This window comes from Lawsonibacter faecis (assembly GCF_014287675.1).
Classification (GTDB): Bacteria; Bacillota; Clostridia; order Oscillospirales; family Oscillospiraceae; genus Pseudoflavonifractor; species Pseudoflavonifractor faecis.
In genome coordinates this window covers 39,702-65,634 of record NZ_JACOPQ010000003.1, presented here as the reverse complement: position 1 = coordinate 65,634, position 25,933 = coordinate 39,702, and the positions used below count along the sequence as shown (strand labels likewise).

23 protein-coding genes and 1 tRNA gene are annotated in these 25,933 nt (G+C 62.2%); 5 read left to right on the top strand and 19 right to left on the bottom strand.

Annotation, left to right across the window (positions count from 1 at the left end):
• Positions 1–31: 31 nt before the first annotated feature.
• From H8S62_RS04720 to H8S62_RS04695, 6 genes are all read right to left on the bottom strand, one after another.
• Positions 32–505 (bottom strand): flavodoxin, encoded by a 474-nt coding sequence (locus H8S62_RS04720; RefSeq protein ID WP_186918645.1) that lies wholly within the window; start codon positions 503–505, stop codon positions 32–34.
• A gap of 69 nt (positions 506–574) precedes the next feature.
• The gene (locus tag H8S62_RS04715; RefSeq protein ID WP_243255416.1) at positions 575–1,618 is read right to left on the bottom strand and encodes an aldo/keto reductase; all 1,044 of its coding nucleotides are present in this window, start codon (positions 1,616–1,618) and stop codon (positions 575–577) included.
• Positions 1,530–2,474: an NADPH-dependent oxidoreductase gene (locus tag H8S62_RS17905; protein ID WP_341481015.1), complete on the bottom strand. Its 945-nt coding sequence runs from the start codon at positions 2,472–2,474 to the stop codon at positions 1,530–1,532. Before H8S62_RS17905 ends, H8S62_RS04715 begins: the two co-directional genes overlap by 89 nt.
• A 13-nt stretch (positions 2,475–2,487) precedes the next feature.
• Entirely contained in the window at positions 2,488–2,964 is a 477-nt protein-coding gene (locus H8S62_RS04705; RefSeq protein WP_155147849.1) for a flavodoxin, read from the bottom strand.
• A 15-nt stretch (positions 2,965–2,979) separates the two neighbouring features.
• On the bottom strand, positions 2,980–4,152 hold the full coding sequence (locus H8S62_RS04700; RefSeq protein ID WP_207723468.1) for an iron-containing alcohol dehydrogenase: 1,173 nt from the start codon (positions 4,150–4,152) through the stop codon (positions 2,980–2,982).
• 6 nt (positions 4,153–4,158) lie between these two features.
• Positions 4,159–4,401 carry a hypothetical protein gene (locus tag H8S62_RS04695; RefSeq protein ID WP_173023803.1) on the bottom strand — a complete coding sequence of 81 codons (243 nt, stop codon included), beginning with the start codon at positions 4,399–4,401 and terminating at the stop codon, positions 4,159–4,161.
• A 125-nt stretch (positions 4,402–4,526) separates the two neighbouring features.
• Here H8S62_RS04695 and H8S62_RS04690 point away from each other — a divergent pair, with 125 nt between their 5' ends.
• Entirely contained in the window at positions 4,527–5,420 is an 894-nt protein-coding gene (locus H8S62_RS04690; protein WP_155147845.1) for a LysR family transcriptional regulator, read from the top strand.
• A gap of 311 nt (positions 5,421–5,731) precedes the next feature.
• On the opposite strand, the gene H8S62_RS04685 is transcribed toward H8S62_RS04690, so the two are convergent.
• From H8S62_RS04685 to H8S62_RS04650, 8 genes are all read right to left on the bottom strand, one after another.
• Positions 5,732–6,433, bottom strand: a complete 702-nt coding sequence (locus tag H8S62_RS04685; protein ID WP_186918642.1) for a YesL family protein — start codon at positions 6,431–6,433, stop codon at positions 5,732–5,734.
• 10 nt (positions 6,434–6,443) lie between these two features.
• Complete coding sequence (locus tag H8S62_RS04680) at positions 6,444–7,136, bottom strand: GDSL-type esterase/lipase family protein (protein ID WP_186918641.1); 693 nt, start codon at positions 7,134–7,136, stop codon at positions 6,444–6,446.
• A 7-nt stretch (positions 7,137–7,143) separates the two neighbouring features.
• Positions 7,144–7,977, bottom strand: coding sequence for a carbohydrate ABC transporter permease (locus tag H8S62_RS04675; protein WP_186918640.1), 834 nt, complete (start codon positions 7,975–7,977; stop codon positions 7,144–7,146).
• Between the two features lie 26 nt (positions 7,978–8,003).
• On the bottom strand, positions 8,004–8,885 hold the full coding sequence (locus H8S62_RS04670) for a carbohydrate ABC transporter permease (protein ID WP_155147837.1): 882 nt from the start codon (positions 8,883–8,885) through the stop codon (positions 8,004–8,006).
• An 83-nt stretch (positions 8,886–8,968) separates the two neighbouring features.
• The gene (locus H8S62_RS04665; RefSeq protein WP_186918639.1) at positions 8,969–10,429 is read right to left on the bottom strand and encodes an ABC transporter substrate-binding protein; all 1,461 of its coding nucleotides are present in this window, start codon (positions 10,427–10,429) and stop codon (positions 8,969–8,971) included.
• Between the two features lie 31 nt (positions 10,430–10,460).
• Positions 10,461–11,837: an FAD-dependent oxidoreductase gene (locus tag H8S62_RS04660; protein ID WP_186918638.1), complete on the bottom strand. Its 1,377-nt coding sequence runs from the start codon at positions 11,835–11,837 to the stop codon at positions 10,461–10,463.
• Between the two features lie 2 nt (positions 11,838–11,839).
• The gene (locus H8S62_RS04655) at positions 11,840–13,429 is read right to left on the bottom strand and encodes an alpha-amylase family glycosyl hydrolase (RefSeq protein ID WP_155147831.1); all 1,590 of its coding nucleotides are present in this window, start codon (positions 13,427–13,429) and stop codon (positions 11,840–11,842) included.
• A gap of 131 nt (positions 13,430–13,560) precedes the next feature.
• A complete protein-coding gene (locus tag H8S62_RS04650) occupies positions 13,561–17,457 on the bottom strand; it encodes an S-layer homology domain-containing protein (protein WP_186918637.1) in 3,897 nt (1,298 codons plus the stop codon).
• Between the two features lie 224 nt (positions 17,458–17,681).
• Between H8S62_RS04650 and H8S62_RS04645 the strand changes: the two genes are divergently transcribed.
• Positions 17,682–18,476, top strand: coding sequence for an AraC family transcriptional regulator (locus H8S62_RS04645; RefSeq protein ID WP_186918636.1), 795 nt, complete (start codon positions 17,682–17,684; stop codon positions 18,474–18,476).
• Here the strand turns inward: H8S62_RS04645 and H8S62_RS04640 are convergent.
• Positions 18,449–19,705, bottom strand: a complete 1,257-nt coding sequence (locus H8S62_RS04640) for a zinc-binding dehydrogenase (protein WP_155147826.1) — start codon at positions 19,703–19,705, stop codon at positions 18,449–18,451. The genes H8S62_RS04645 and H8S62_RS04640 overlap by 28 nt on opposite strands.
• 25 nt (positions 19,706–19,730) lie before the next feature.
• Positions 19,731–20,666, bottom strand: coding sequence for a 1-phosphofructokinase (gene pfkB / locus H8S62_RS04635; RefSeq protein ID WP_186918635.1), 936 nt, complete (start codon positions 20,664–20,666; stop codon positions 19,731–19,733).
• Between the two features lie 188 nt (positions 20,667–20,854).
• On the opposite strand from pfkB, the gene H8S62_RS04630 reads away from it, so the two are divergent.
• The gene (locus tag H8S62_RS04630; protein ID WP_186918634.1) at positions 20,855–21,607 is read left to right on the top strand and encodes a DeoR/GlpR family DNA-binding transcription regulator; all 753 of its coding nucleotides are present in this window, start codon (positions 20,855–20,857) and stop codon (positions 21,605–21,607) included.
• An 898-nt stretch (positions 21,608–22,505) separates the two neighbouring features.
• Here the strand turns inward: H8S62_RS04630 and H8S62_RS04625 are convergent.
• Positions 22,506–22,579: transfer RNA gene (locus H8S62_RS04625), tRNA-Gln, on the bottom strand.
• Positions 22,580–22,718: 139 nt separating this feature from the next.
• On the bottom strand, positions 22,719–22,850 hold the full coding sequence (locus H8S62_RS18290; RefSeq protein ID WP_256283446.1) for a hypothetical protein: 132 nt from the start codon (positions 22,848–22,850) through the stop codon (positions 22,719–22,721).
• A 349-nt stretch (positions 22,851–23,199) separates the two neighbouring features.
• Between H8S62_RS18290 and nrdR the strand changes: the two genes are divergently transcribed.
• Positions 23,200–23,655, top strand: a complete 456-nt coding sequence (nrdR, locus tag H8S62_RS04620) for a transcriptional regulator NrdR (RefSeq protein WP_155147820.1) — start codon at positions 23,200–23,202, stop codon at positions 23,653–23,655.
• A 64-nt stretch (positions 23,656–23,719) separates the two neighbouring features.
• Positions 23,720–24,493 carry an enhanced serine sensitivity protein SseB gene (locus tag H8S62_RS04615; protein WP_155147817.1) on the top strand — a complete coding sequence of 258 codons (774 nt, stop codon included), beginning with the start codon at positions 23,720–23,722 and terminating at the stop codon, positions 24,491–24,493.
• Between the two features lie 68 nt (positions 24,494–24,561).
• Here the strand turns inward: H8S62_RS04615 and H8S62_RS04610 are convergent, their stop codons facing one another.
• The gene (locus H8S62_RS04610; protein WP_186918633.1) at positions 24,562–25,911 is read right to left on the bottom strand and encodes an MATE family efflux transporter; all 1,350 of its coding nucleotides are present in this window, start codon (positions 25,909–25,911) and stop codon (positions 24,562–24,564) included.
• Positions 25,912–25,933: the final 22 nt, after the last annotated feature.

The window sequence follows — 25,933 nt, the reverse complement described above, 5'->3', positions numbered from 1 at the left end:
TGCCGCCCTTTCGGTGAAACACGCCAACAAATTACAGGACTTCCGCCCACTGGCGCAGGGATGCCTCGGAAAGCCTTCCGTTTAGCAGCTTCCCGGTTTTCATGACTGCGCCGGGACAGCTGGGGGACAGGTCGAAGGCTGTCCCACCCAGCCCGCTGCCGCCTGAGGTGGCAAAGAGCACGATGGTCTTTCCGGCAAAGTCATAGGCTTCCAAAAAGGTATTGATGATGGTGGGTGCGGTGTACCACCAGATGGGAAACCCCAAATAGATGGTCTTATACCCATCCACTGGCGCGTCGTGATCGGCCAGCTCCGGGCGGAAGGATTTGTCCTTCCTCTCCAGCGAGCTGCGGGATTTGGGGTCGTTCCAGTTCAGGTCAGCCGGGGTATAGGGGACCACGGGCCTGATTTCATACAGATCCGCCCCGACCGCTTCGGCAAGGTCCTTTGCTGCCCTGGCGGTGACGCCGCCGGCAGAAAAATAGGCGACCAAAGATTTGCTCATATTCATGCTCCTTTTCTGTGTTTCGGATGGTATGCGGCGCTCCAGCCGCACGGACTGTTCAGATAACTCCTATGCTCCAAAGTACTGTTTGATTTCCGCCATCCGCTCCTGCTGGGCCACCTGGAACGGACACCTGCTGTTGCAGCGGCCGCACTTGATGCAGTCCGCCGCCGTCTTTTCCAGCGTCAGGTAGTGCTCCCCCGCCAGTGTGTCGCCCTGCCGGGCCAGGTCGTAATACTTGTTGATAAGGCCGATGTCCAGTCCCGCGGGGCAGGGGTGGCAGTGCTTGCAGTAGACGCACCTGCCCACGGACTCGTCCGGCGTGAAGGAGCCGATGACAGAGTAGTCACGCTGGGCTTCTGTGGTATCGAGGTAGGAGAGGATTTCCTTGAGCTGCGCGGTATTGGCCGGGCCGCCCAGCACCGTGAGCACGCCGGGGCGGTCCAGGGCATACTGGATGCACTGGGCGGTGGTCAGCGCCCGGCGGAAGGGGGACTTTTTGGCGTCCAGAAGCTGGCCGGCGTTGAAGGGCTTCATCACTGAGATGCCCACCCCCTCCTTTTCACAGCGGCAGTACAGGTCCTGCCGCTCGTGATTGCTGCCGTTGGCGTAATCCCCTTGACCGTAGTCGTACATGGGGTTGATGGAAAACATGAGCATATCCAGAATGCCCATGTCCAGCACCAGATTCGCAAGCTCCGGCGTATGGGTGGACAGGCCGATATGCCGGACGACGCCCTGGGCCTTCATATCCAGCACGAATTGCAGCACCCCGTTTTTCTCATAGGCGGCCAGATCTCTCTGCTCGTCCAGGCAGTGGATGAAGCCAAAGTCGATGTAATCGGTCTTGAGATGGGTGAGCTGCCAGTCGATGGAGCGCTTGACGGTCTCCAGACGGGTGCTCCACCCGTAAGCCCCGGTGGTGTAGTCCGCGCCAAAGTGGATCTGCAGCATGGCGTCCCGCCGCCGCCCCTCCAGCGCTTTCCCGCAGGCGGAAAAGATGGATGCGTGTCCGCCCGCCAGGTCAATGTAGTTGACCCCGGAGTCCAGCGCATACCGGATGGTATCGACAATTTCTTTCTCCGCCTGCTCGCCCACAACGGACGTGCCCATACCGATGACGCTGATTTTTTCCCCGCCGTGGGGCAGGTTCCGATATTCCATAGGGAGATTCCCCGCTTTCTGTCCTTTTTTCGCTCTTAAGCGTCGCGTTGCCCCCGTCCACGGGAGCGGAAAAGCCCTGCCGCCGCAGCAGCTCCGGCACCTCCGGGTAGTGGCCGTAGGGCGGACGGTAGAAGTCGGCGGCTAACTGTGTCCAGGTCCCAACACGGCTGTTCCAAGGCCGTTCCTTTAAGTAGGCGGCGTAGATCTCGTCGTATTGCGCCAAGAGAGGCTCAAGCGCCTGATCGTAGCGCTCCTCAAAGCAGACCGCATCCCTGGGCAGGCGGGGCTTCCGGCCGGGCCGCTCCGCCGGATAGCCCACGCACAGCCCCAGCAGGGGGAGTACATATTTGGGCAGACCCAGCTCCGCGGCCGCCTCCAATGCGTGGAGGCGGATGTCCCCAATGGGCACCGTGCCCAGACCGAAGGATTCCGCCGCAGCCACGGCGGTGCCCAGGGCGATGCCCACCTCATGGGCCCCGACGATGAGGTTGTCAATCTGTCCCACCACCTCGTCAAAGGGCTGTCCCTTGGCTCGGCAGGCGAGCCAGGTGCGGTAGTAGTCCGCGCAGAATACCAAAAAGACCGGGGCCTGGGCGATGTGCGGCTGCTCTCCGCAGAGCGCGGCAAATTTCTTGCGGCGCTCTGGGTCTTTTACCACGATCACGGAGACGTGCTGCAGGTTGACCCAGTTGGGGGCTGCCTGCACCGCCTGAATAATCTGGTCCAACACATCCTCCTCCACCGGATGGTCCCCGTAGGCGCGGATGGAGCGGTGGGAGAGCAGGGATTTGATTACCTCATTCACGGAAAGTCCCCCTTTACATCAGGCCATTTTTCTTCAGCCAGTCAGCAATTTTTGCCTTGGCTCCAGCGCCGCCGTCCTCGTAGAGGTTCAGACTGTCCAGCAGCTTGGCGTCCCTGCGCAGCGCCTTGACGTCGGCTGGGATATGGCCCAGGCCGCCGCCCCCGTTGGTGCAGAACAGGGCGATGGGCTTGCCCCCGAAGTCGTTCTCCGCCAGGAACGTGGCCACCGGGGGCGCCGCGGTGTTAAACCAGTTGGGGGTTCCCAGCAGAAGGGCGTCGTAGCCGGATAGGTCGGGCGACGGTTCCGCCAGGGGCGGGTGGTAGCCGTCTCGGGTCTCCCTGCGGCCCTGCCGCTCGGCGGTGTCGTAGTCCTGGGGATAGGGTATGGCGGGACGAATCTCAAACAGGTCCCCGCCGGTCAGCGCCTGGATCTGCCGGGCAATCCCCTTTGTGTGCCCGGTGTAGGAAAAGTAAGCAATCAGTATGTTCATAAAAGCCCCTCCTGATCAGCGGTAAGATGCTTCAAAGATGCCCGCGCAGTCCACGTCGGTCAGCTCGCAGGGGTTGGCGGCGAACAGGCCGCCCTGCATGGCGCGCGCGCCCTTGGCCAGCGTCATGAACTCGTCGGGCGTGAAGCCGTAGTCGCTCATTTTCAAATCGGCCACGCCGCAGTCCCGCTGGAGCTTCTGAAGGGCGGTGATAAAGTCCTCCGGCTTGTGGGCTTCGGGGATACCCATCACCCGCGCCATTTTGATGAACTGCCTGTCGCAAGCGTGTCGCTCAATGAAGAACCGGGCAAACGCCTCGGAGATTATGATGAGGCCCGCGCCGTGAGGCAGGTTGTGGTGGTAGGCGCTCATGGCGTGCTCCATGGAGTGCTGGGCGGTGGTGGAGGTGAGCTGCATGGTCATGCCCGCCAGTGTGCTGCCGTAGGCAACGTGCTCCCGGGCCTCCAGGTCGTTCCCATCCCGCACGGCCCGGGGCAGGTACCCCGCGATGTGCTCAATGGCGGAGAGGGCCAGGGTCTCGCTCATCAGATTTACACCCTTGCTCATTATGACCTCGGTGTTGTGGAACAGAGCGTCGAAGCCCTGATAGGCGGTGTATTTGGGCGGCACGGTGCGCATGAGCTCCGGGTCCACCACAGCCAGCACGGGAATCAGGGAGGGGTGCCCGCCAAAGCCGATTTTCTCCTTGGTGTCCGGGTTGGAGATGACGCCCCAGAAGTTGATCTCCGAGCCGGTGCCGGCGGTGAGGGTCACGGTGACGATGGGCAGGCCGGGGTTCTGAAGCGGCAGACCCTTGCCGGTGCCGCCCTGGACGTAGTCCCAAAGGTCGCCGGGGTTGGTCATCATGGCGGAGACGGCCACGGAGGCGTCCAGTACCGCGCCGCCGCCCAGTGCCAGGATGAAATCGCAGCCGTTCTCCTTGGCGAAGGCCGCGCCCTCCATGACGGCGCTCTTGAGGGGGTTCTCCATAATCTTGGCAAACTCGGCCCACTCCACGCCCGCCTCCTTAAGCTGGGCCGTCACCTTGTCGTAGGCGCCGCTTATCTTGGCGGATTTGCCGCCGGACATCAGCAGCAGTGCCTTTTTGCCGGGGAGCTCCTGCTTGCCAAGCCGGGAGATGGAGCCGCTTCCAAAGATGAGGTGGGTGGGATTGTTAAAATCAAAGTGCATCATGATTCATTCCTCCATATGTTGTTCTTTTTCCAATTTGTAAACAAGGTAGTCCAGACAGTCGATCTGCTTTTCTCCCTGGTGAACCGTGTCCAGCAGAGTCCGCCTGTGGCGGGAGAGGATACGTAGCACCTCCGCCGTCCGCTCCCCCTGGGTCAATGCGACGCACCGCTGGACCAGCTCCTGGTCACAGCCCGCGTCAATCAGGTTTTGACGCAGGATGCCTTGGGTATCCGACGCTTCCGGCACGGTTTCACCTCCCTGTGTCTTGATTATACGGACCTTTCTTTGATATAGCAAATACCAGTTTTCTATTTCGTGTTATTCTTGAATAGAATAACATTCCCTGCTATACTGTCTGTGGGGGTGTTACGATGGAAATTCGTGTTTTGCGTTATTTTTTGGAGGTGGCCCGGGAGGGGAGCGTGACCCACGCAGCCCAACGGCTGCATATCTCCCAGCCCACGCTGTCCAAGCAGCTCAAGGACTTGGAGGGAGAGCTGGGGAAAAAGCTCTTCGTCCGCAGCAGCTTCAGCGTCCGCCTCACCGACGAGGGGATGCTGCTGCGCAAGCGGGCGGAGGACATTCTGGACATGGTGGACAAGACCGAGGAGGAGTTCAAGGCCCTGGGGGAGTTCAACGGCGGCGACATCCGGGTGGGCTGCGCCGAGTCCGACGGCATCAAGCACCTGGCCCGCTGCGCCAAAACCCTGCAGGAGCAGTACCCCCGCATCCGTCTGCATGTATACAGCGGCAATACGGAGGACCTGTCGGAGCGGCTGGACAGGGGGCTGCTGGACTTCGCAGTGATCGCCCAGGCGGTGGACCTCTCCAAATACAATTATCTGGAGATGCCCTCCTCCGACACCTGGGGGGTGGTCATGCGAAAGGACAGCCCCCTTGCTCAAAAGGAGGCTGTCCGGATGGAAGATCTATTACATTTGCCGCTCATCTGTTCCCGCCAGGGGATCACGGAGGACTTTCCCAAGTGGTTCGGGGAAAAGGTGGATACCCTGAACATCGTGGCCACCTTTAATTTGGCCTATAACGCGGGCGTTTTGGCGCGGGAGGGCCTGGGCTATGTCCTCACCTTCGACAAGCTCATTCACGCCGGTGCTGACAGTGAGTTGTGCTTCCGGCCGCTGACGCCTGCGCTGGAAACAAAACTGTATGTCGTCTGGAAAAAGTACCAGGTGTTTACGAGGGCGGCGGAGGTGCTTCTGGCCCAATTGCAGCGGGGCCTGCTTTCGGCCGCAACCGGCATCTAGCGCCGGGTAAGGTACAGGGGCGGCTCTCGCGAGCTTCTCTGCGCGGCTGTGAGCGTTCGGGTCCTGCTTTGCACGAAAACGGGGCAAAAATATCGACTGAAAAGGGTGAGCTTTGGGGTGTAAAAAACCCGCAAAGCATGATGCCGGCTGGATTTTCCCAGTCGGCATCTGTTTTGGTATGCAATGAATTCTTTTTTACTGGATTAGATATTTGTTAACAGCCAAGAGATAATCAATGGCGGGGAAGCGCGTGCAGTATCTCTTTTCCACAGTCCGGGCGGCTGATGCCATGGGCGAGCCGCGGGGGAGGCTTACCTCAATCGACCGCGTCGACATCGCTTGGGCTGGCCCACGGGGTCAGAGGAGCAAGGGCCTGGAAAGACAGCGCTTTGGGGGGCGCGCAGGACCGGCGTGATATAGGAACTGAAGGTACGGTTGTGGAGCCCGGCGGCCGCATACAGCAGGGGGCCTGAGATGAGGGGGCCCATGAAGCCCAGAAAGTAGACTGCCAGCAGGGCGGCGGTCCACAGACCCAGCAGGGCCAGGGTGCGCAGGGGGTGCCGGAGGGTCAGGACCACCAAATTGCGGAGGATCTGGCGGGCGCTGACTTGGAACCTGGCCAGGAGAGGGAAGAGGTGGACCCAGGCGCAGGCGACGGAGAGGGACAAAAGCAGAGTAGCGCTCCAGAGCAGGATGCCGGAGGCCCCCCCTGGGGCGGACAACAGGCAGATTTTGGCGTCCATGACCGCCAGAGCGCCCAGGGCCAGGAGTACCAGGCCGGCGGGCAGACTCTGCCGCCACTCTCTCTGCCAGGCGGCGAAGAAGCTGCGGGTGATGCCGCTTCCCGCCGTGTCCGAGGCCAGGCGCAGCAGCACCGACATCAGGGCGGTGGTGGAGGGGCCCAGGGTCACCAGGGGCAGGCTGGTGAGGAGCCAGAGGATCGTCAGCCAGACAAGGTCGAAGTATTTTGACAGGGCCTGGAGCACCTTGTTGTCCGGGTTGTAAGTAAACATGGGCGTCCCCCTATGGGCGGTCGTTGCCGCTGTTCATAATTTCACGAATGGCCTGGGCCACGCCCCGTCCCAAGCGCGGGTGGCTTTCAAGAGTGAAGTGAATCCCGTCCGCGGGACTGGCCTGGGCGTAGTCCGCGGCGTTGAGGAACCAACAGCCGGTCTCTCCGGCAATCTGACGGTAGACCTTCGGAAAGGCCAGACTGAGCGCCCGGCCCTGATCTCCGAGGAATTTGTCGTACACCAGTGTCCGGCCGTCCGGGGCGGAGGGGCAGATGGGGATGGGGGACAGGAGCAGGACCCTGGGTGGACGGTTGCCCCGGCCGCACTTGGGGGTGGACTGGACCATTCCGACGAGGCGGCGGATGCCGTCCCCCAGGCGGGTCCGGTCCGGCTGAATGCCCCGGTGCAGGTCATTGGTGCCCAGCATGAGGACCACCAGATCCAGGGGGCGGTGGCTGAGCAGACAGGGCAGCAGATAGGCCTCCCCGTTGCGCCCCGGCTCCTCGGGTCGATCGTAGATAGTGGTGCGGCCGCCCAGCCCCTCTTCGATGATATGGTAGTCCGGCCCCAGGAGCTCCGCCGCCGCCCTGGGCCAGCGGGTGCGGGCGTCATACCGCTCCGAGGGCAGATCGGACTCCTCCCACCGGGGGATGCAGCCCCAGGTATTGGAATCGCCATAGCACAGGACTTCTTTTTGTTCCATGGCTGACCTACCCCTTCACGCCGCTGGTGGCGATGCCCTCTACAAAATACTTCTGGCAGGTGATAAAGAGGATCACCACCGGGAGTATTGCGCTGGTGGAGGCCGCCATGACCAGCTCGTACCGCTTTAAATCGTCCTGGAGGTACCAGCGGATGGCCTGGGAGACCGTGAACAGCTTCTCCTTGGTGAGGAAGATGAGGGGGGAGAGGTACTCGTTCCAGGAGGCGATGAAGGCCAATACCACCAACGTTATCATGGCCGACTTGGTCAGAGGCATCATAATCTGCAGGAAAATGCGGAAATGGCCCGCGCCGTCTATCTTGGCCGCCTCCATCAGGTCGTTGGGCAGGCCCATATAGAACTGCCGCAGCATGAAGATGGAGGTGGCGCCAAATAGGGTGGGCAGGATGATGGACCAGTGGGTGTTATAGAGATTCATGGTCTTGAAGAGCATGAACCGGGGGATGATGGTCACCTGGGTGGGAATCATCATGGACGACAGGAAGAGCAGGAAAATAATGTTCTTTCCCCGGAAGTCTACCTTGGCGAAGGCGTAGGCCGCCATGGAGGCGATGACGATTTGTCCGAAGGTGGCGATGATGACGATTTTGAAGGTGTTGAAGTAGGCCTGGATCATGCTTACGGTGTCGTCGGTCCACACTGTGACATAATTGCTCCACTTAACCGTTTCGGGGATTAAGTGGAAGGGGGTGGCGAAAACCTCGGAGGCGGGCTTCAGCGAGGAGGACACCATCCAGAGCAGCGGGGACACGAACAGCAGGGCCAGCAGGGTAAGAATGACCGTTTTAAGGATGGCGATCCTGATATCTCTTTTCTTCATATGGCTGTTCTCCTATCCAAAGACGGTCAGTAGTGGACCCATTTCTTTTGTCCCCAGAAGTTAAAGAGGGTGATGGCCAGGATGATGGCGAAGAGGACCACGGCCTCGGCGCTGGCGTAGCCGAACTTGTAGGACTGGAAGGCGTCCTGGTAGATCTCCACCACCAGGGAGGTGTTGCCCCGGGTGGCTGTGCCCAGGGTGATGATATTGATGGCCGAGAAGACCTTGAAGGCGGCGATCATCCGGACAACCACCAGATAGAAGGTGGTGGGGGAGATCATGGGGAAAGTGATATGGACGAACTGCTTGAAGCCTGTGGCCCCGTCCAGCTTGCCCGCCTCGTACAGCTCTTTGGGCACGTTCTGGAGGGCGGCCATGTAGACGATGAGCTCATAACCCACCGCCGTCCAGATCAGGATGAGGATGATGGGGATTTTGTTCAGCTCCGAGTTGGACAGCCACCGGGGCACCTCCTGAAGGTGGAACACGTTGAGCAGGACGTTGTTGATGATGCCGTCGTCCCGGAACATGAATTTAAACACCGCTGCCAGAGCCACCATATTGGAGATGTAGGGGATGAAAAAGGCCAGGCGCAGGGTCTTTTTCAGATAGACCTTGCCGTTTAGGACATAGGCCAGGACCAGAGCGATCAGGATGGAAATGGGCACGGTGGCGACGGTGTAGATCACTGTGTTCACCACGGCCTGGCGGAAATTCTGATCCCCGGCCAGCTTTGCGAAATTCTCCAGACCCTTCCACTGGATGCCGCCCCATCCGGACAGAAAGTTCCACTCGGTGAGGGAGAGAAACAGGGAAAAGAAGAAGGGGAAGGCCACGAAGACCAGGAACACGATGAGGGCCGGGGCCACGAATACATAGCCGGTCAGGTTTTCTTTTCGTTTCCTCATGGGTCAAATCTCCTCTGTTGGGATGCCCGCCGGCGGCGGCCCCCCGAAGGGGGTGCCGCCGCCGGCAGGCGCAGAAAAGGGGCCTATTGGGCATCCTTGATGGCGGCATCGGCCTCGGCCTGGGCTGCGGCCATGGCATCCTCGGGGGACATCTCCCCATTGAGGGCGGACAGACCGTAGCTCTTCAGGATACTGGCCACCTCGCTGTTGGCGGTGTTCACCGTGTCGATGAAGCCGGGGGCGGCGGTGTTGCCCACCACCCGCTTGAAGCTGTCCACATCCACAATGGCGGCGGCGGAATCCTCGCTGCCGAAGAGCATGGTGATGATGTTGGCCGTATCGGTGCCCTTCCAGGTGGACTGGTGGCCGGCCACGGCCAGGTACTTGGAGCCGTAGGTGGAGTACCACTTCAGGAATGCCTCTGCGGCGGCCTGGTCCTGGCAGCCGGTGGTGATGCCCGCATGGGAGAAGTAGCCCACGCCGGCCATATAGTTGGTCTGGCCCTTTTCCTCCACCGGGTAGGGGGCAAAGCCGGTGACAAAGTCGGTAGGGTAGTTCTCGGTGTCACGGAGGAAGCGGATCATGTTGTTGGTGACGATGGAGGCCACCTTGCCGGAGGGATAGGTGTCCTGGCCGGAGGTGCCGTCGGCCCGATAGATGGACTTGGGATACCAGACTTTGTCCTCCAGCTCGGCCTTGATCTCCCGTTTCAGGGAGTTCAGGATGATGGGGTCGCCGAAGGAGGACAGGCCGGTGGCGTCGTCATAGTAGTTGTCCCTGCCGGTGACCTGGTACTTGGGGAAGGTAAAGCACTCAATGGAATGGCTGTCGGACCCGCCGTAGACCGACACCTGGCCTCCGGCGTCCGCCTGGGTCATGGCCTCGCAGGCCGCCAGATACTCGTCCCAGGTCCACTCGGCGGGCAGCTCCCCCAGGCCGGCGGCGTTCCATGCGTCCATATTGACGCAGATATAGTAGGAGATGCCGCCGCAGGGCAGGGTGTAGATCTTGCCGTCGTAAGTATAGGCGTCGGTGCCCCAGTTGTCCGTCAAGCTGATGCCGTCCCCGGCGACCAGGCCGGTGAGGTCCTGATACAGGCCGTTCTCCCAGCGCAGATAGGTGTTGGCCAGGCCGAAGGAGGCCAGCACGTCCACCTCCTCGGACATGATGGCGGCGTTGACGGAGAGGTTGCCGTCGGCATTGTTGGAATAGGTGGTGAGTTCCACTTTGATGTTGGGGTAGGTCTGGTTGAACTCGGCGATCATGTCGTTCATGCCCTGCTCCCCCTTAAAGGGAATCCAGAACCGGACGGTGCCGCTCATGCCGGTGTCCTCTTCCAGAATCCAGCTGGTGATGTCGCCGGCCGCAGGCGCGGTGCTTGCCGGAGATTCGACGGGCGCGGGGGCGGTGCTTGCGGGCGCCGAGGGGCTTGCCGCAGGTGCGGATGGGGCGGGGGTCTCAGCGCCCGGGTTTCCGCCGCAGGCGGCGAGGGCCAGCGCCATACTGAGCGCGAGCAACAGAGCCAATACTCTCTTCTTCATCATTTCTTTTCCTCCTTAATAAATTTGGACTGTGTTATAAATAGGCGCCGGTGCGCCGGAGTCTCTCTTGCAGGCCGGGTATATTCACGTCCCGGGGGGAAATCCGATCTCTCGCCGCCATGGCCGCCGCGGTACCCGCCGCCTGGCCCATGGCCATGCAGGGAGGCATCACCCGCACCGCCCCGGCGGCCTCGGACTGGGCGGACAGGCTCCGGCCCGCCACCAGAAGGCCGTCTACGTCCTGTGGGACCAGACAGCGGTAGGGCACGCCGTAATACCTGCCGTGTTCCACGGCGATGTACTGGTTGCTCTCGGGACCAAAGCGGCCGTGGACGTCCACGGAGTTGGAGCACAGGAGAATGGCGTCCTGGCTGACCCGGCCCTGCAGGATGTCCTCCAGGGTGAGCCGGTACTCCCCCCGGATATGGCGGCTCTCCCGGATACCCAGGGTAGAGCCGGTGCTCATAAGCCGGGCGTCCGCGCAGCCGGGGACGTACTTGTGCAGGAAGGCCATGATCTGTTCCGCCTGACGGCGTCCCTCCACCTCTCCCCGGGTGAGGCTCTCGGCGTCGGTGGCGTCGATGTCCATGATGCGGGAGGTGTTGACGCTCCACTCGTCCTCACGGACCCCCTTGTATAGGCCGATGGAGGTCCGGCGCAGATCCCAGTCCCCGGCCTCCCTGGCCTGGGTCACCCGCCAGTGGAGGCTGCGGTAGTTCACGCCGTTTTCCCGATGGAAGGTGTGGCGGTGCTCCGCCACATCCCGCTCCAGGGCGGGACTGTCCACATGGGAGATGCGGAAGAAGAGCGTGGCCGGCTGGGTGATCCCGGCGGCCTGGTTTCCCTTTTCACAGGGGACTCCGGCGCGAAAGGCGGCGTCGGCGTCGCCGGTGCAGTCCACCGTCACCTCGGCCCGTGCGGCGGAAAAGCCGCTCTTGGAGTGGAGGACGGCCCCGGCGAAACGGGTCCCTGCCAGGATGGGCTCCGCAAAGGCGGTGTGGTACAGGATGTGGACCCCAGCGGCGGTGAGCATATCGTCCAGCAGCTTTTTCAGGATTTCGGGATCAAAAGGGGTGACATGGTCGTGGCCCAGCTCGATCCAGGAGGTGTAGGGGGTGCCCTGGCGGACCTGGGCGGGATGGATGGCTCCGCCCCGCGCCACCAGAGCGTCCACCACCTCGGCGAAGAGGCCCCGGAGGATCATCTCCTCCCCGGCGGCGTCGTAGCAGGTCATAAAGGGGCCCACCAGCCCGGCGGTGGCCATGCCTCCGGCGCAGCCCCCTTGCTCCACAAGGAGGACCCGGGCGCCCTCCCGGGCGGCGGCCACAGCGGCGCAGAAGCCCGCCGGCCCGGCGCCCAGCACCAGCACGTCGGCGTCGTAATGAAGAGCGGGGGAAACATGCAGTTCCATGGCTAGATTCCTCCTGTCGCACAGCGGAAGATGGTGGCTGACGCCCGGGGTACGGAGAGCCTCCCGTCACGCACCGCCGCCGCGCCGTGGTTGGAATAGAGGACTTCTCCCAACTCAGGCAGGGAACAGGTACACTCCACATCCTGCCCCAGGGGATTAAGGACCACCAGCACCGAGCCGGTCTCCCCGGTGCGGCGGTAGACCAGGGGGTAGGCGTTTTTCTCCGCGAATAGGAACTCCACCCTTGCGCCCGACTGGAGGGGCTCGTTGTTCAGGCGCAGGCGGATCAGCCTGCGCACCTCCCGCCAGAGAGACCCCTCAGTCTCCATCTGAGCCCGGACCCTGGGACGGTCCGGGTCCGGGTCCAGGGGAAGATAGAGCCTGTCTGGCCGGGCGTCGGAAAAGCCGTCGTTCACGTCGTCGTCCCACTGCATGGGGGTGCGGCTGCCCGCCCGGAGACTGCGGCTGCCCTCCTTGGAGGTGAGACCCTCCACCCAGCGCATGCCGATCTCGTCGCCGTAGTAGAGAAAGGGGGCCCCCGGCATGGTCAGGAGAAAGGCGTAGGCGATCTTCAGCTCCTCCTGGTCCAGCTTCCCGGCCATGCGGACCATGTCGTGGTCCCCGGTGGGGATGCAGATCAGGCCCTTGCCCGCAGTCAGCTCCAGGTTGCGCCGGTATACGGCCAGGAACTCCGAGAAGTCCCCGCCGGAGCGGGAAAAGTAGGGTCGTTCCACCCGGAACAGGTCCAGGTAGTGGGAGGGGCCGTTGTGGAGCAGGAAGTCCATGTGGAACCCGGCCAGGAGGGACAGGTCGGGCCGTCCCCACTCGGAGATCATCACCGCCTGGGGGAACTCCGCGTCCAGAAAAGCCCGGAACTTCCGCCACAGCTTGACGTTGCCCATGCCGTCGGGGTCGTTTTTCACCAGGCTGCCCGCCATATCCACCCGGAAGCCGTCGCAGCCCATGCGCAGCCAGAAGCGCATCACGTCCTGGATGGCCTCGCGGGTGGCGATGGCCTCGGGGGAGTCGGTGGCGGACTGGTAGGGGGCGCTGACCACCTCGAACCCGTAGTTCAGGCAGGGCTGGCAGGTGTAGTAGTTCACGGCGCACAGCCCGTCCCGCTCCCCCACGCCCAGGATGAAGGAGCGGATATTGGAGCTCTGGTCCCCGCCGGGCCGCTTCAAATCAAAGCACTGGGTCTTGTCCTGGGTCCAGACGTACCGCTTGGTATAGGGGTTCTCCTCACCACGGCAGGAGGCCCGGAACCAGGGGTGCTGGTCCGAGGTATGTCCCGGCACCAGGTCCAGGATGACGTGCATGTCCCGCCGGTGGGCCTCACGGAACAGGCGGCGCAGGTCGGTATTGGTGCCGTATCGTGGGTGGACGGTGTAGTAGTCGGAGATGTCGTAGCCCCCGTCCTGGAGGGGGGAGTCGAAGCAGGGGTTGAGCCAGAGGGCATTGCAGCCCAGCTCCCGTATGTAGTCCAGCTTTTCGATAATGCCGGGGAGGTCGCCGATGCCGTCGGCGTTAGTGTCCTTGAAACTCTGGGGGTAGACTTCGTAGAATATCGCATTGTCGAGCCAGGAGCCCATACTGTTTTCCTCCGTCTGTCCGGCAGGATCGCCGTTGTTCTGTCTCTATTATAGGAAGTGCCCGCCGGGGACACAAGAAGGGGGGCGGCGGTCCGCCGGACGATAATTGCTGTCCGCCGCCCCCGCGGCGTTTACCGGCTCAGAAGGAAGCGCATCAGCATGGCGGAGACCTCCGCCCGGGTGGCGGTCCCTCCGCAGGCCAGGAGGCCGGAGCGGCCCTTTACGATGCCGGTCTCCACCGCCCAGGCCATGGCCTCCGCCGCCCAGGGGCTGACGGCGCCGCAGTCCGCGAAGTCCGCCAGGCTTTCTCCGCTCTCGGGGGACCCCGCATAGCGCCAGAGCATGGCGGCGAGCTGCTCCCGGGTGATGAGGCCGTCCGGGTCGGTGCCGTCGCTGATGCCCTGTGCTTTCGACCATTCCAGACCGAGCTGCCACCAGCTCTCGCCTGCGGAGGTGTCCTCACCCGCCAGTCGGGCCAGGGCGGTCATCAGCGTGCCCCTGGTTACTTCGGCGCCGGGGGCAAAGGTATCCTTTCCGGTCCCCCGGAGGATACCCCGGGCGCCCACGAAGGCCGCCGCTTCGGCGTACCAGCTCCCGACGGGTACGTCGGCATAGCCGCCGTCTGCCGTCACGACCCGGACCGTTCCGCTCGTGGGCACCGTGGCCCGGACGCCGCCCTCGGCGGGCACGGAGTCGGGCAGAATTTGCTCGGTCCCGTCGGGCAGCGTCAGCACCGCCACGGCGGTATTGCCGCGCTCCGCGGACGGAATCAGAACTTCGGCGCGCTTCCCCGCGGGAACCGTCACCTCGGTCCGGGAGTCCCCGGCGGCGGAGACGACGGTCTTCACCACCGCGCCGCCGGGGTAGGTGGTGGTCGTGGTCACCGCGCCGGTGGCGCGGTCGGTTTTGGTCACGGTCTTGCTGCCGTCGCCGTTGACGGTAGTCTCCGTCTTCACTGTGGAGGAGGAGCCGGCGGGGGGGACGTAGGCGGCCGGAGCGGCGATGGGAATGACCGCATCGTAGGCGGTCAGCCACTCGCCGGTGGTGAAGTCCCGGGCCCGGAGGACGATCTCCGTGTCGTACACGAACATGATCCAGCTGGTGGGCACGCGGGTATAGCCCCGAGCCGCGCCCTTCAGGGAGGACAAATTGACCTCGGTGAAGGAGTCTCCCGCCGCGGTGGTTACGGCCACAGGGCCGCTCAGAGCCACAGAGCTGTGGAGGTGGCCGCAGAAATAGACCAGATTGTCGTATTTGGCAAACATCTCCCGGAGAATTTTGTCCTGGGTGCCGATGGAGTTGTCCTCCACGCGCTGCTCCCGGTAGTAGGAGAGGGGCACGCTGTCGATGAAGGGGAAGTGGCAGACGACGAAGGTCGGCTTGCCGTCCTCGCTGTACCCCGCCAGCATCCCGTCAATCCACTCCAGGGTGTCGGACTCGAAGATGACGCCGTGGCGGATGGGGTCCACCGCATTGCCGTCGCGGCCGTTTTGAACCTCCGTCTGGGCATTGCCGGTCTGCTCCTGCTCGTCGGTGTTCAGCACCAGGTAGTGGTAGCCCCCCAGGGTCATGCCGTAGCAGAAGTTCTTTTTATCGTCCAGCACGCCGCCGCCGTAAACCCGGTCTTCGCCGTCAGAGATATGCTCCTGCACCCGATCCCGGTAGGTGTATGCGCCGGTCGTGAAGCGCTGGTTCTCATTGATGTAATTTACCTCATGGTTGCCCAGGGCGGCAATGAGCTGGGTGTCGCTTCCGTAGTCGGAGAGAACCTCGTTCATCAGGTCGAAGGCCTTGTTGCCCGCCTCCACGCTGGCATTGTCGGCGAAATCGCCGGCGCTGACCACGCCGTCCATCTCCAGGCCCGTCTGCGTCCGCAGCTTCTTCAGGTCGGCGAAGACGGTCTTCAGCTCCGCCCCGCGGGCTCCGGCGGTATTGATATGGATGTCGCTGAGAAGCAGCATGGTCTGGTCGGCCTTCCCGGCGGGGCTCAGGAGAAAGGCGTCGAAGGCCTCCTTCAGCTCAGTCCGGGCCTCATCCGCCCGGGCCTGGTCCCGCACGGTGAGGGTGGCGGCCAGGGCCTTCATCCCGGCCGTCTTTTCCGCCATGGCCTGAACGTCCGCCGCGTCGTACTCGGGCCCCACGGTCTTCAGCCGCTCCTCCACCTCGCAGATCAGGGCCTTGAGGGCGTCCAGCCGGTAGCCGGCCTGGATGTCCAGATAGGGCAGGGCGGCGGGGTAGAGGGTGAAGTCGTCCACGTAGGCGTTGCCCAGGCCGTACTCTCCCGCCAGGTCCGCGCCCAGGGCCAGGAAATTGCTGCCCAGCGCCTGGCCCTCCGCATCGGAGATATCGAAGGAGGCCGTCTCCTCGCCGTCCACGTAGATTGTATAGGCCCCGGAGCGGTCATAGACGGCGGCCACCCGGTGCCAGCGCTCGTCCTGGAGCTGCCAGATGCCCGTCCTCTCGTGCCTGCCGCCGTAGATGTCGGTGACGCCGGACACGATATAGGCCGGCTGGGCCATATTGGCCATGGCGATGCCCGAGGCGGTCAGGCTGGAGTGGTCCTTGTTGGAGAAGATCAGCCCGCCCCGCTTGGCGTTGGTAAAGTCCAGCCCGTCGCCCGCGTTGGCCGCATTCGCCGCCAGGGCCCACTCATCGTTGCCGCCGTTGACGCTCTTGTACCAGAACACCAGGGTAAAATCGTTCCGGCTGATGTCCACGCCCTTCAGGTTCCAGAAGGTAATGTACTGCTGGGCGGGAACGCCGAACTCATTTTTCAGATAGAGGGCCTTGCCGCCGTCGTACCCCAGGCCGAAGGCGGGGTCCCCGTGGAGCGTGCCGTCGTTCCCCCTGCCGGAGGCGTCGTGGGCGGCGCCGTCCTCAAAGTCCAAAAGGAGCACCGGGGCGGAATCGGTATATTCCGGCTCCGCCACCGTCACCGTGCCCTCGCCGGACCAGGTGACCCCCAGCGGCTTGCTGGTGTACCCGCTGAGGGTGAGGGAGCTCCCGGCCGTCACGGTGACGGACTGGGTGGACAGATCGCTGCTGGGATAGACCGCCTGGCTCTGCCCGGTCAGGACGCTCTCGTCAAAGGCCGCCAACAGGCCGGCGGGGAGCTGGCCGGAGAGTCCGTTTATGGTCAGGGAGGCGGTGGTAAAGCCGTCGACGGTCCCCGTCGTCTGGAGCGTCCCGCCGTCAACAGTCACGTTCAGCTTCCCGTTGGAGGTGCCGGCCTTGACAAATCCGCCCAGGCTGCCGCCTTCCAGACGGACCGTCATATCTCCGCCGATGCTGCCGCCGCTGAGCGCGGGGAGGGTCAGTCCCTCGTATGATCCGCCCTGTATGGTGATGTCGACGCTGCCGTTTGCGGTGTTTCCGCCCGCTATAAGGGACCCGGCCGCAGTACCGCCCACCACAAGCGCGGCGGTATCGATTTTCTTATAATCGTTGCATGCGTAAATGCGATCGTAGGTCCCGCTGAGGACCGTCAGGCTGGAGGCCTCCGAGTCGGTCTGGGAGTAGCCGCCGCAGAGGAAGATGGTCTTGGAGCCATCCTCCTTGTCTGTGACCACGCCTTCGCCAATGGTCAGGACCCGGCTGCTGTAGAGGCGCGCGTTGCCCTTTGAGCTCACCCTCAGCGTCAAATGTTCCAGGGCCGATCTGGGTGTAAGATGAAAATGCCCGGCCCGGTTAAAATAGAGGGCGGCCTCGGGGTAGTTCGTCTCGCCGTCCTGCCCGGTAAAAGTGACGTCGCCGGAACTGGCCAATATGAAATGGGCCCCGTCGGAGTTTAGGTTGATCTGGTCCATCAGGACCACGGTCCCCTCTCCGCCCGTCAGCTTTCCCACAGCCGCCTGTAGGGTCTTTACTGGGAGTTGGGCGCTTTCGCCCGAGTTGTCGTCGTCGCCGGTACTGCTCACATAGATCTTGGAGACGGTCTGCTCCGGCAGACCGTCTCCCGCGGCCCGGGCCGCGGGGACCATCGCCAGCATCATCGCAAGGGTGAGAACACATGATAAAAACCGTTTCATTCCAGCCTCCTTATCTGCCTCTGGGCACTCCGTGTTGTTCCGCTCGGGTCCAAATGCCGCGCACTCCCCCCTCCGTATACCGGCACTGAATGACAAGTCTGGGTAGAATTCTTGTTTGAAAGCCTTCATTGCATGGCATTGCCATCCGTTCGCGGCACTTGTTGGAAACTTTTCGTTGTGCTATACTCAATCCAATGCTTTCTGCTGCGGGGAGGGAGTCCGTCATGCGCTATGAAAACCGCCTGTCCCAGCGTTACCATGTGCTGCAGCGCCGGAATATCGGATGCCGCCCCAACCTCCACCGGGACTTGGAACTGGTCTATGTATGCCGGGGCCGGTGTCTGCTCCATACGGGGGGACGGGCCTGGCCCATGGGTGCGGGCTGTCTGGCCCTGTTATTCCCCAACCAGGTTCACTTTTTCGAGGACCAGGGGGAAAACGAGTGCTATCTCCTGGTCTGTTCCCCGGACGAATTCCCCGAGTATCAGGGTGTATTCCAGAATCAAATGCCCGAGGTGCCGGTGGCAGACTGCGCAGGGGCGGAGCTGCCCGCCCTCTTCCGGCGGCTGCTGGAACTGGCCCAGGAGGTGAAGGGGGACGGGGACCCCTTTCGCCGGGGCCGGCTGCGGGGCTATGCCCTGGCTCTGCTCAGCACCGCCCTGCCCCTTTTCCAAATGACCGCCGTTGGTACGGGGGCCTCCACGGTCCGGCGGCTGCTGGACTACTGCGACGCAAACTACATGCAGCCCATTACTCTGGAACAGGCGGCCCGGGCGCTGGGCCTCAGCCCCTACCGCATCTGCCACATCTGCGAGGAACGGCTGCACGTCAGCTTCCACCGGTTCCTCTGCGCCCTCCGGCTGGAGCGGGCCAAAGACCTGCTGTCCAGTACCGGGGATACGGTGACCCAGATCGGATACGGGGTGGGATTTGGATCTCTGCGGGCCTTCAACCGGCAGTTCCGGGCCTATACCGGGATGACGCCCACCGACTACCGGGTCCAGTGCTCCAGGAGATAGGCCTCAGCCTCCGGACACCACAGGCCACGCCTGGCCAGGCAAAGGTCGGCCAGGTATCCGAACCGGGGGTCCTCCGCAGCCTTGGCGGGGAAGTCTTCAATGGCGGTGAGAGGCATGTCGATCTGCGTATAAATCAGCTTTTTTCCGCCCGGCAGCTCCGGCAGGCGCAGTGTTGCCTCCGCCGCCGCGTCCAGACCGCCGATATGGGTGACCATCACCGCCGGGTCCAGAAGTCCCCTGGCGCTCAGGTCCAGGGACTCCATCAGGTCGTCGGTGTTGCCGCCGGTGGTGCCCATGATGTGGGTGGCATTATAGTGGACATCGTAGAAGTTCATCCGGGCGCTGAAGGCGGGGTCCATTGGCCCGGCAAAAAAGTTCAGACACCCGTCCCGGCCCAAAACGGCGCTGGAGAGCTCCACCACGGCTGACACGGGCGCGAAGGCGAACACGTCGTCGAAGCCAGCGCCGCCGGTGAGGGCCCGGAGGGCTCCCGCCGGATCGGCGCTCTGTGCGGTGTTGACCAGGCGCAGGTCGATACCGGCCATTCGGGCCTGGTCGGAGAACAGGCTCCGAGCCCGATCCAGCCGGGCCTGGTCCTGGTCGGCCACCACAAGCATACCGGGTCGGCGGTCGCAGCACAGGGCGTAAGCCACGGCCCCCAGGCCCATGGGTCCGGCCCCGGCCAGGATGGCGGTCCGTCCGCCCTCCATGATGCCCATCTCGTGCTCATAACAGCCCATCCGTGTGTGGTAACAGGCATGGAAGGCCCCGATACAGCAGGACATGGGCTCTGCCAGGGAGGCCTCATAGAAGGCCCGGCCTCTGTACTCCATCAGGCAGCCCAGCTCCATCACCTCGGCCGGGATGATACAGTAGGTGGCGTCCCCGCCGAAGAACTCATAGGAGTAACCGGGGCTCCACATGGTACCCTTGTAGTTCAGGGCGGGCTGCTGGGCAAATTTCATACCGGGCCGGAATCTGTCCCTGTGCTTTTCCCCAACCTGGACGATCTCGCCGGCGAACTCGTGGCCCATGATGGCCGGATGCTCCGCCACGTCGGGATGGACCCGCTTGTGCGCTGTGCCCAGGACGGCGCATTTGTAGGTCGACATACAAATTGAGTCGGAGATCACCTTGACCAGGATCTCGTCCTCTTTGATGGCGGGCAGCTCGAACTCGTCCAGCCGCAGGTCGTTGGCACCGTGCAGGCGTACCGCTCTTGCTTTCATATCCTCTCTCCTCTCCGGTCGGCGGTCATACAAAAAGCCGTTCAAAGCGCACCTGGGGTATCAGCGCAAGGACGCTCTCCCGCTCCGCGGCCTGTGTGCCGCTGCACATGACATTGGCGGCGGAGGCCGCCACCGCCAGGCGCACCGTCTGTTCCAGGTCCATCCCCCGCTCCTCGCAGAGAGCCAGGGCCGCCACCATGGCGTCTCCCGCTCCCACCGTGCTGCCCACCTCCACCCGGAGGCCGTGGGCCCAAAGACCGGCGTCCGGGGTGAGGAAGAGGGCGCCCTCTGCCCCCAGGGAAACCACGACCTTTTCCGTGCCCCCCCTCAGCAGGCTTCGCCCCGCTGCGGCTGCCTCTTCCAGCGTTCCCAGCTCATGCCCCACAAGACAGGCCAGCTCATGGCGGTTGGGCTTGACGAGCTCGGGCTCCGCCTCCAACGCGTTGCGCAGGCTGTCTCTGTCCGCGTCGAGAAAGACCTTCACGCCCGCAGAGCGGCAGGCCTCCGTCCAGGACCGGTAAAGGGTGGGGGCCGCCCCCTGGGGAAGGCTGCCCGACAGGACCACAATGTCCCTTGGGGTCAGCCGGCGCAGGAGCCTGGTCAGCATCCCGGAAAGGACCGCTTCGTCCGCCTGGATACCGGGCTCGTTGATGTCGGTGTTGGTATGGGAGGCGGGGTCCACGATCTTCAGATTGGTCCGGGTCTCACCCTCCGTAAAGGTGAAATCGCAGGTCAGTCCCAGGGCCGTGCAGGCGTCTGCGATCTGGCGCCCGCACCGGCCTGCCAGCAGGCCCACAGCCACGCTCTGTCCACCCAGGGCGTGGATGACCTTGGAAACGTTTATGCCCTTACCGCCGGGATCCAGGCGCAGGGAGGACATCCGGTTGACCCCGTCCAGCGCCATATTGGGGACCAGAGCTGTTTTATCCAAGGCAGGGTTGAGCGTGATTGTATAAATCATAGGAACACCTTTGTTTCAAAAGTTTTAAGTTGTTATTTCAACGAAACTGTAACACAATAAAAGTAAACTGTCAACAATTACTTTTATTTCAACAGAAAAATAAGGACGGTTTTTTAAATCAAAAATTCTGCCGGTTGATTTTCTGCCCCATTCTGGTATAATGTTTATAAAAAAGCAGGAGGTCCGTCATGGAACAGCGCCGAAAGAGTATTGTGGAATTCGTCAACCGGGAGGGCGCCGTCAGCTTCGCCAGCCTGAAGGCCGCCTTTCCCAATGTGTCGGAAATGACGCTGCGCACAGATTTGAAGTTTTTGGATCAGGTCAATCAGATTATTCGGGTCTACGGCGGTGCCAAATCGGTGAACTATGTGGTGGGGACTGACGATCTGCTCAGCAGGCGGAGTGAACGCAATAAGGATAAAAAGGTCCAAATTGCCGAGAAAGCCGCCGCCGTTTTTCAAGCCAATACCACGATTTTTCTCGATTCCGGCTCTACGGTGACGGAGCTGGCCAGACGCATCCCGGATCAGGACTGCCTTGTGTTTACCACGGGGATCGACTGCGCCTGTGAATTGGCCAAGCGAAAACAGCCCATCGTGCACCTGCTGGGGGGGCGGCTCAACCGTACCAGCATGTGCGTGACAGGGGTCACGCCGCTGACGGAGCTGGAGCGCCTGCACTTTGACGTGGCCTTCCTCGGCATCAGCTGTTATAGCCAGGAGGCGGGCTTTGGCTGCGGCTCTGAAGAGGACTGTGAGTTGAAAAGGGTCGCCATCCGCCGATCGGCGCGGACTGTGATGCTGATGGACTCTGCTAAAATCGGCCTGTCCAGCACTTACACGGTATGCGGGCTGGACGAGGTGGACACCGTCATCTCAGACGGGGGAGTGGACCGGTTGTTTGCGGAGGCCTGCGAGACAAGCGGCGTACAGCTGCTGTAATCGGATTGTACCGCCTGAGGGGGACATATCCTTGCCATACCGATAGCTGGCGATGAAGCCGAACCCCTGCAGTCCGACAAAGCAGGCTTCTTTGAAAAAGGATGGTTTGCCACGTCCGTTTGAGAACTGACTCGCAGCGGCAGCGTCTGGTGCTGTTTCAGTTCGCCCTTTCCTCCCCGTCGCTGCGAACCGGTGCCGCTCAGCCTGTCGAAAAAGCCGGATTCTCTTTGTGAGAATCCGGCTTTTTCGACAGGCTTTCAAGAATGAATTTTAAGGCGCCAAAGGATAGTTATACAGAGAAAGAGCGCAGGATATTAGGAGAGATCAAGAACCTCTTCCCCGCCAGCAGCGGCGACGGAGCGGCCCTGATGGTGGGCGGCGGCGAGTACGAAGACAGGGGGAACTATTACAGCTTCTCCGTCTACAGCGATACGGAGGAGGGGGCCTGCGCTCCCTGGACGCCCTGGAGAGCGCCGGATTCGCCCAGGGCTCAGACTCCGTCTATTCCGGAGCCGGCGGGTCTTACGCCAAGACCGCCGGCGGAGAGGTCCTGCGCTATCAGAGCGAGAGGGTACTAGTAATGAGTACAACGAAAGGCTGGCTGTGCGCAATGACGCACCAGACACCTGAGTGCATGACCCCCGCCACACCTACGCGGTGCTGTCGCTCCAAAACAGGGACGATGCAAAAACCGTCCAGGGCAACCTGGGCCACGCAACGGCGGCCCTTCCCCTGGACGTATACGGTCATGTATCGGAGAAGATGAAGAGAGACAGCGCGGACAGGATGGAACGGTACTTAAAAGGGGCAATCAGCCGCTAAAGGGTATGGCAAAGGGTATTTCTCCCCAAATGGGCATGAAAAAACCTTGGAACCATTGAGATTCCAAGGTTTCATCTGGCAGCGGGAGAAGGATTCGAACCCTCACAAACAGAGTCAGAGTCTGTCGTGCTACCCTTACACAATCCCGCTATTTGACTGCCGCACTCTCGTAAGCGCAGGGTTTATTATACCAAAACAAACAAATTTGTCAAGTATCATTTTTTATTTTTTCTAAATTTCAAAGAGAAGCTGGGACCGGGGCGATTTTTGCCCCGGTCCCAGCCCCATTTTAGAACTGCTCCTGGTTCTTGCTCTTGTTCTGAGCCTGGTTGCTCTTTTTGTTCTGGGCGTTCTGGTTGCTCTTGTTCTGTGCATTGCTGCGGGACTTGTTCTGGGTGTTGTTTTGATTGTTCTCCTGCATGAAGCTCACCTCGCTTTCACTGTCTCTATTATTTCCGCGGGGTGGGGGAGAATATACGGCCCACGGAAATAATTTCAAAAAAGGCGTACCACATTTGTTTGAATCATGGTATAATAACCGCAATGCGGTATCAGCGGTGTCACACCGGCTTTACCGGCCTTTTGGCGCGGCAGGCAAATCCTCAGCGCGGAGGACCGCCGACGGTGCCGGATACCACATAACGCCGCGCGCCTGCAGCAATCGCCCCAATGTGGCTATGCTTTTGAAAGCGGGTTTTGCTTAGTCCATGCAAAAACGTGGATAAAGCCTCATGCGAAAGCAAAGTTCTGATATTTAGGAGGAAACGGCCATGAGATGTCCTTTCTGCGCCAACCCTGAGAGCAAGGTGGTGGATTCCCGTCCCGCCGACGAGGGCGCCAGCATCCGCCGCCGCCGGGAGTGCCTGGAGTGCCACAAGCGCTTTACCACCTACGAGACCATGGAGAGCCTGCCCGTGGTGGTGATCAAGAAGGACGGCAGCCGCCAGACTTTTGATAAGAGCAAGCTCCTCAACAGCATGATCCGGGCCTGTGAGAAGCGGACCGTCTCCTTCGACACGCTGGACAAGATCGCCGATGAGATTGAGCAGACTCTCCAGAACGAGATGGACCGGGAAATTCCCTCCGCCCGCATCGGCGAGCTGGTGATGGACAAGCTCAAGGACGTGGACGAGGTCTCCTATGTCCGCTTTGCGTCGGTTTACCGGCAGTTCAAGGACATCAGCACCTTTATGAACGAGCTCAACAAGCTGCTGGCGGAGAAATAAAATAAACGGAAAAGGCCGCGGCCGGTTCGCCGCGGCCTTTTTGATACGAAAGGAACGAGACAGCATGGAAGGATTCGACGCAAGCAAGCCCGTAACCAACCCCGAACTCAAGGCCGCCGTGGCGGCCCTGCGGGAGCAGGGGAGCGGGGAGGCGGAGCAGAAATTTATCGCCGCGCTGGAGCAGGCCCACTTCCTGGCCCCTGTGGCCATTGAGCCAGCTCCCGCCGCAGCCGGGGCGGACGGGCAGGCCACCCTGACCGAGGATACCCGGGTGAGCTTTCAGCTCATCTCCCGCCAGGACGGCGCGGTATTTTTCCCCGCCTTCTGCGATTGGGAGGAGCTGGGCAAGTGGACTCAGACCCCGGGCCAGCAGACCATTATCGCCACGCTGGAGGACTACACCGCCATGATTCTTGGGCAGGACGGCGAGGCGGGAGGCTTCGTCATCGATCCCTTCGGGCTCAACCTGGTGGTGCCCAGGGAGTTCCTCGCCGCGCGGAAGGGGCAGATGATGGAGCAGACGGTCTCCAAGGATACCGAGGTCATGCTGGGGGAGCCCAGGGAGTACCCCACGGAGATGGTGGAGGCCGTCAAGGCCCACCTGAACGGAGTGGCCCAGGTGAAAAACGCCTGGCTCCGGCTGATGCTGAAGGAGGGCCAGCAGAGCTACCTCATGATTGTCGAGTGCGAAGGCGGCGACCTGCGGGCCATCTTCAACGGCATCGGCCAGGCGGCGGTGGCCCACCTGAACGGGTTGAGCCTGGACCTGACGCCCATGGAGGGGGATTTCGCCCACGGCGCGGTAAAGGACGTGGAACCCTTCTTCACCAGGGCGTAGACGGAACATGAAAACCGGCCCGCTCAGGGCCGGTTTTTTTATGGATTGTTCTCCCGGCAATGCCGCTGCTATGCGGGCGGCGAGAGCTCCCGGTGCAGCCCCGCGGCCATATATGCCGCAATGGCGGCAGAGATGACGTCGGCGATGGGCTGTGCGTAGAGAATGCCGTTGAGTCCCCAGACCTGGGGGAGGAGCAGAATCACAGGGAAGAAGCAGATGCCCTGCCGGCAGAGGCCGAGGAAGAACCCCTCCTTTGCCCTGCCGAGGGCGAGGAAGAGGGAGGAATAGACGGTATAGAACCCGAAGAGCAGGAAGGTCAGTCCGTTTGCCCTCAGCGCCGCCTGTCCGGCGCGTATGAACAGCGCGTCGCCCGGTGTAAACTGAGAGATCACCGCCGCGGGGAAGAGGGCCATGCCCAGGCCGAAAACGGCGCAGAAGCCGGTGGTCCACAGGGTGGCGGTCCTGACGGCCTCCCGCAGGCGGGGTATATTTTGCGCCCCGTAGCTGTAGCCCGCGATGGGCTGAAAACCCTTGATGAAGCCAAACACCATCAGATTCCCCATGGAGATGATGCGCGAGACTGCGCCGAGCCCGGCGATCACAGAGTCGCCGCAGCCCCTGGACTGCCGGTTTATCAGTGCGATGGAGAGGCTGGTGAGCAGTTGAAATATCATGGTGGGCACGCCGATTTTCAATATCTCCGCCATGATTTCCCTGGAAAAGCGGCAAGCCCTGACGCTGAAGCTGAAAATGCTCCGTCTTCTGAGAATGTAGAAGAGATAGACCAGCGCGGAGGCGGCCTGGGATATGGCCGTGGCAATCGCCGCGCCGGCGACCCCCATATCCAGTACGAAGATGAAGACGGGGTCCAGGGCGATATTCAGCGCCGCGCCCGCCAGCATGGTGCCCATGGTGGTTTTGGCGGCGCCCTCGCTGGTTACGATGTTGTTCATGGTGACGTTGAAGACGTTGAACACGGAGGAGACGATATAAATCCTCCCATAGGTCAGCGCATAGGGGAGAATGCTTCCGGTCGCACCCAGCAGAATGAGAACCGGGCGCAGAAATGCGACCGTGCAGAGGATGAAGGCCGCGCCCGCCAGGATGCTGCCGAACAGGGCGGTGCTGGCCGCCCTGTCTGCGGCCTCTCTATCTCCGTGTCCCAGCAGTCTGGCGATATAGACCGCCGCGCCGTTTCCGAACAGCAGCCCCAGACCGACCACCACCTGCCCCAGGGGGAAGACGACGGCGACTGCGCCCATCGGGCTTTCTCCCAGCCCGCCCACGAAATAGGCGTCCACCAGGTTGTACAGCGCGCTGATCATCATGCCCACCATAGTGGGCAGTCCCATGGCCAAAAGGGCCCTGGGGACGGGGACGCTGCTCAGCAGCGCCGTTTTTTTCTCGCGTTGCAACATCGTGCGTGCTCCTTTCTCTTGA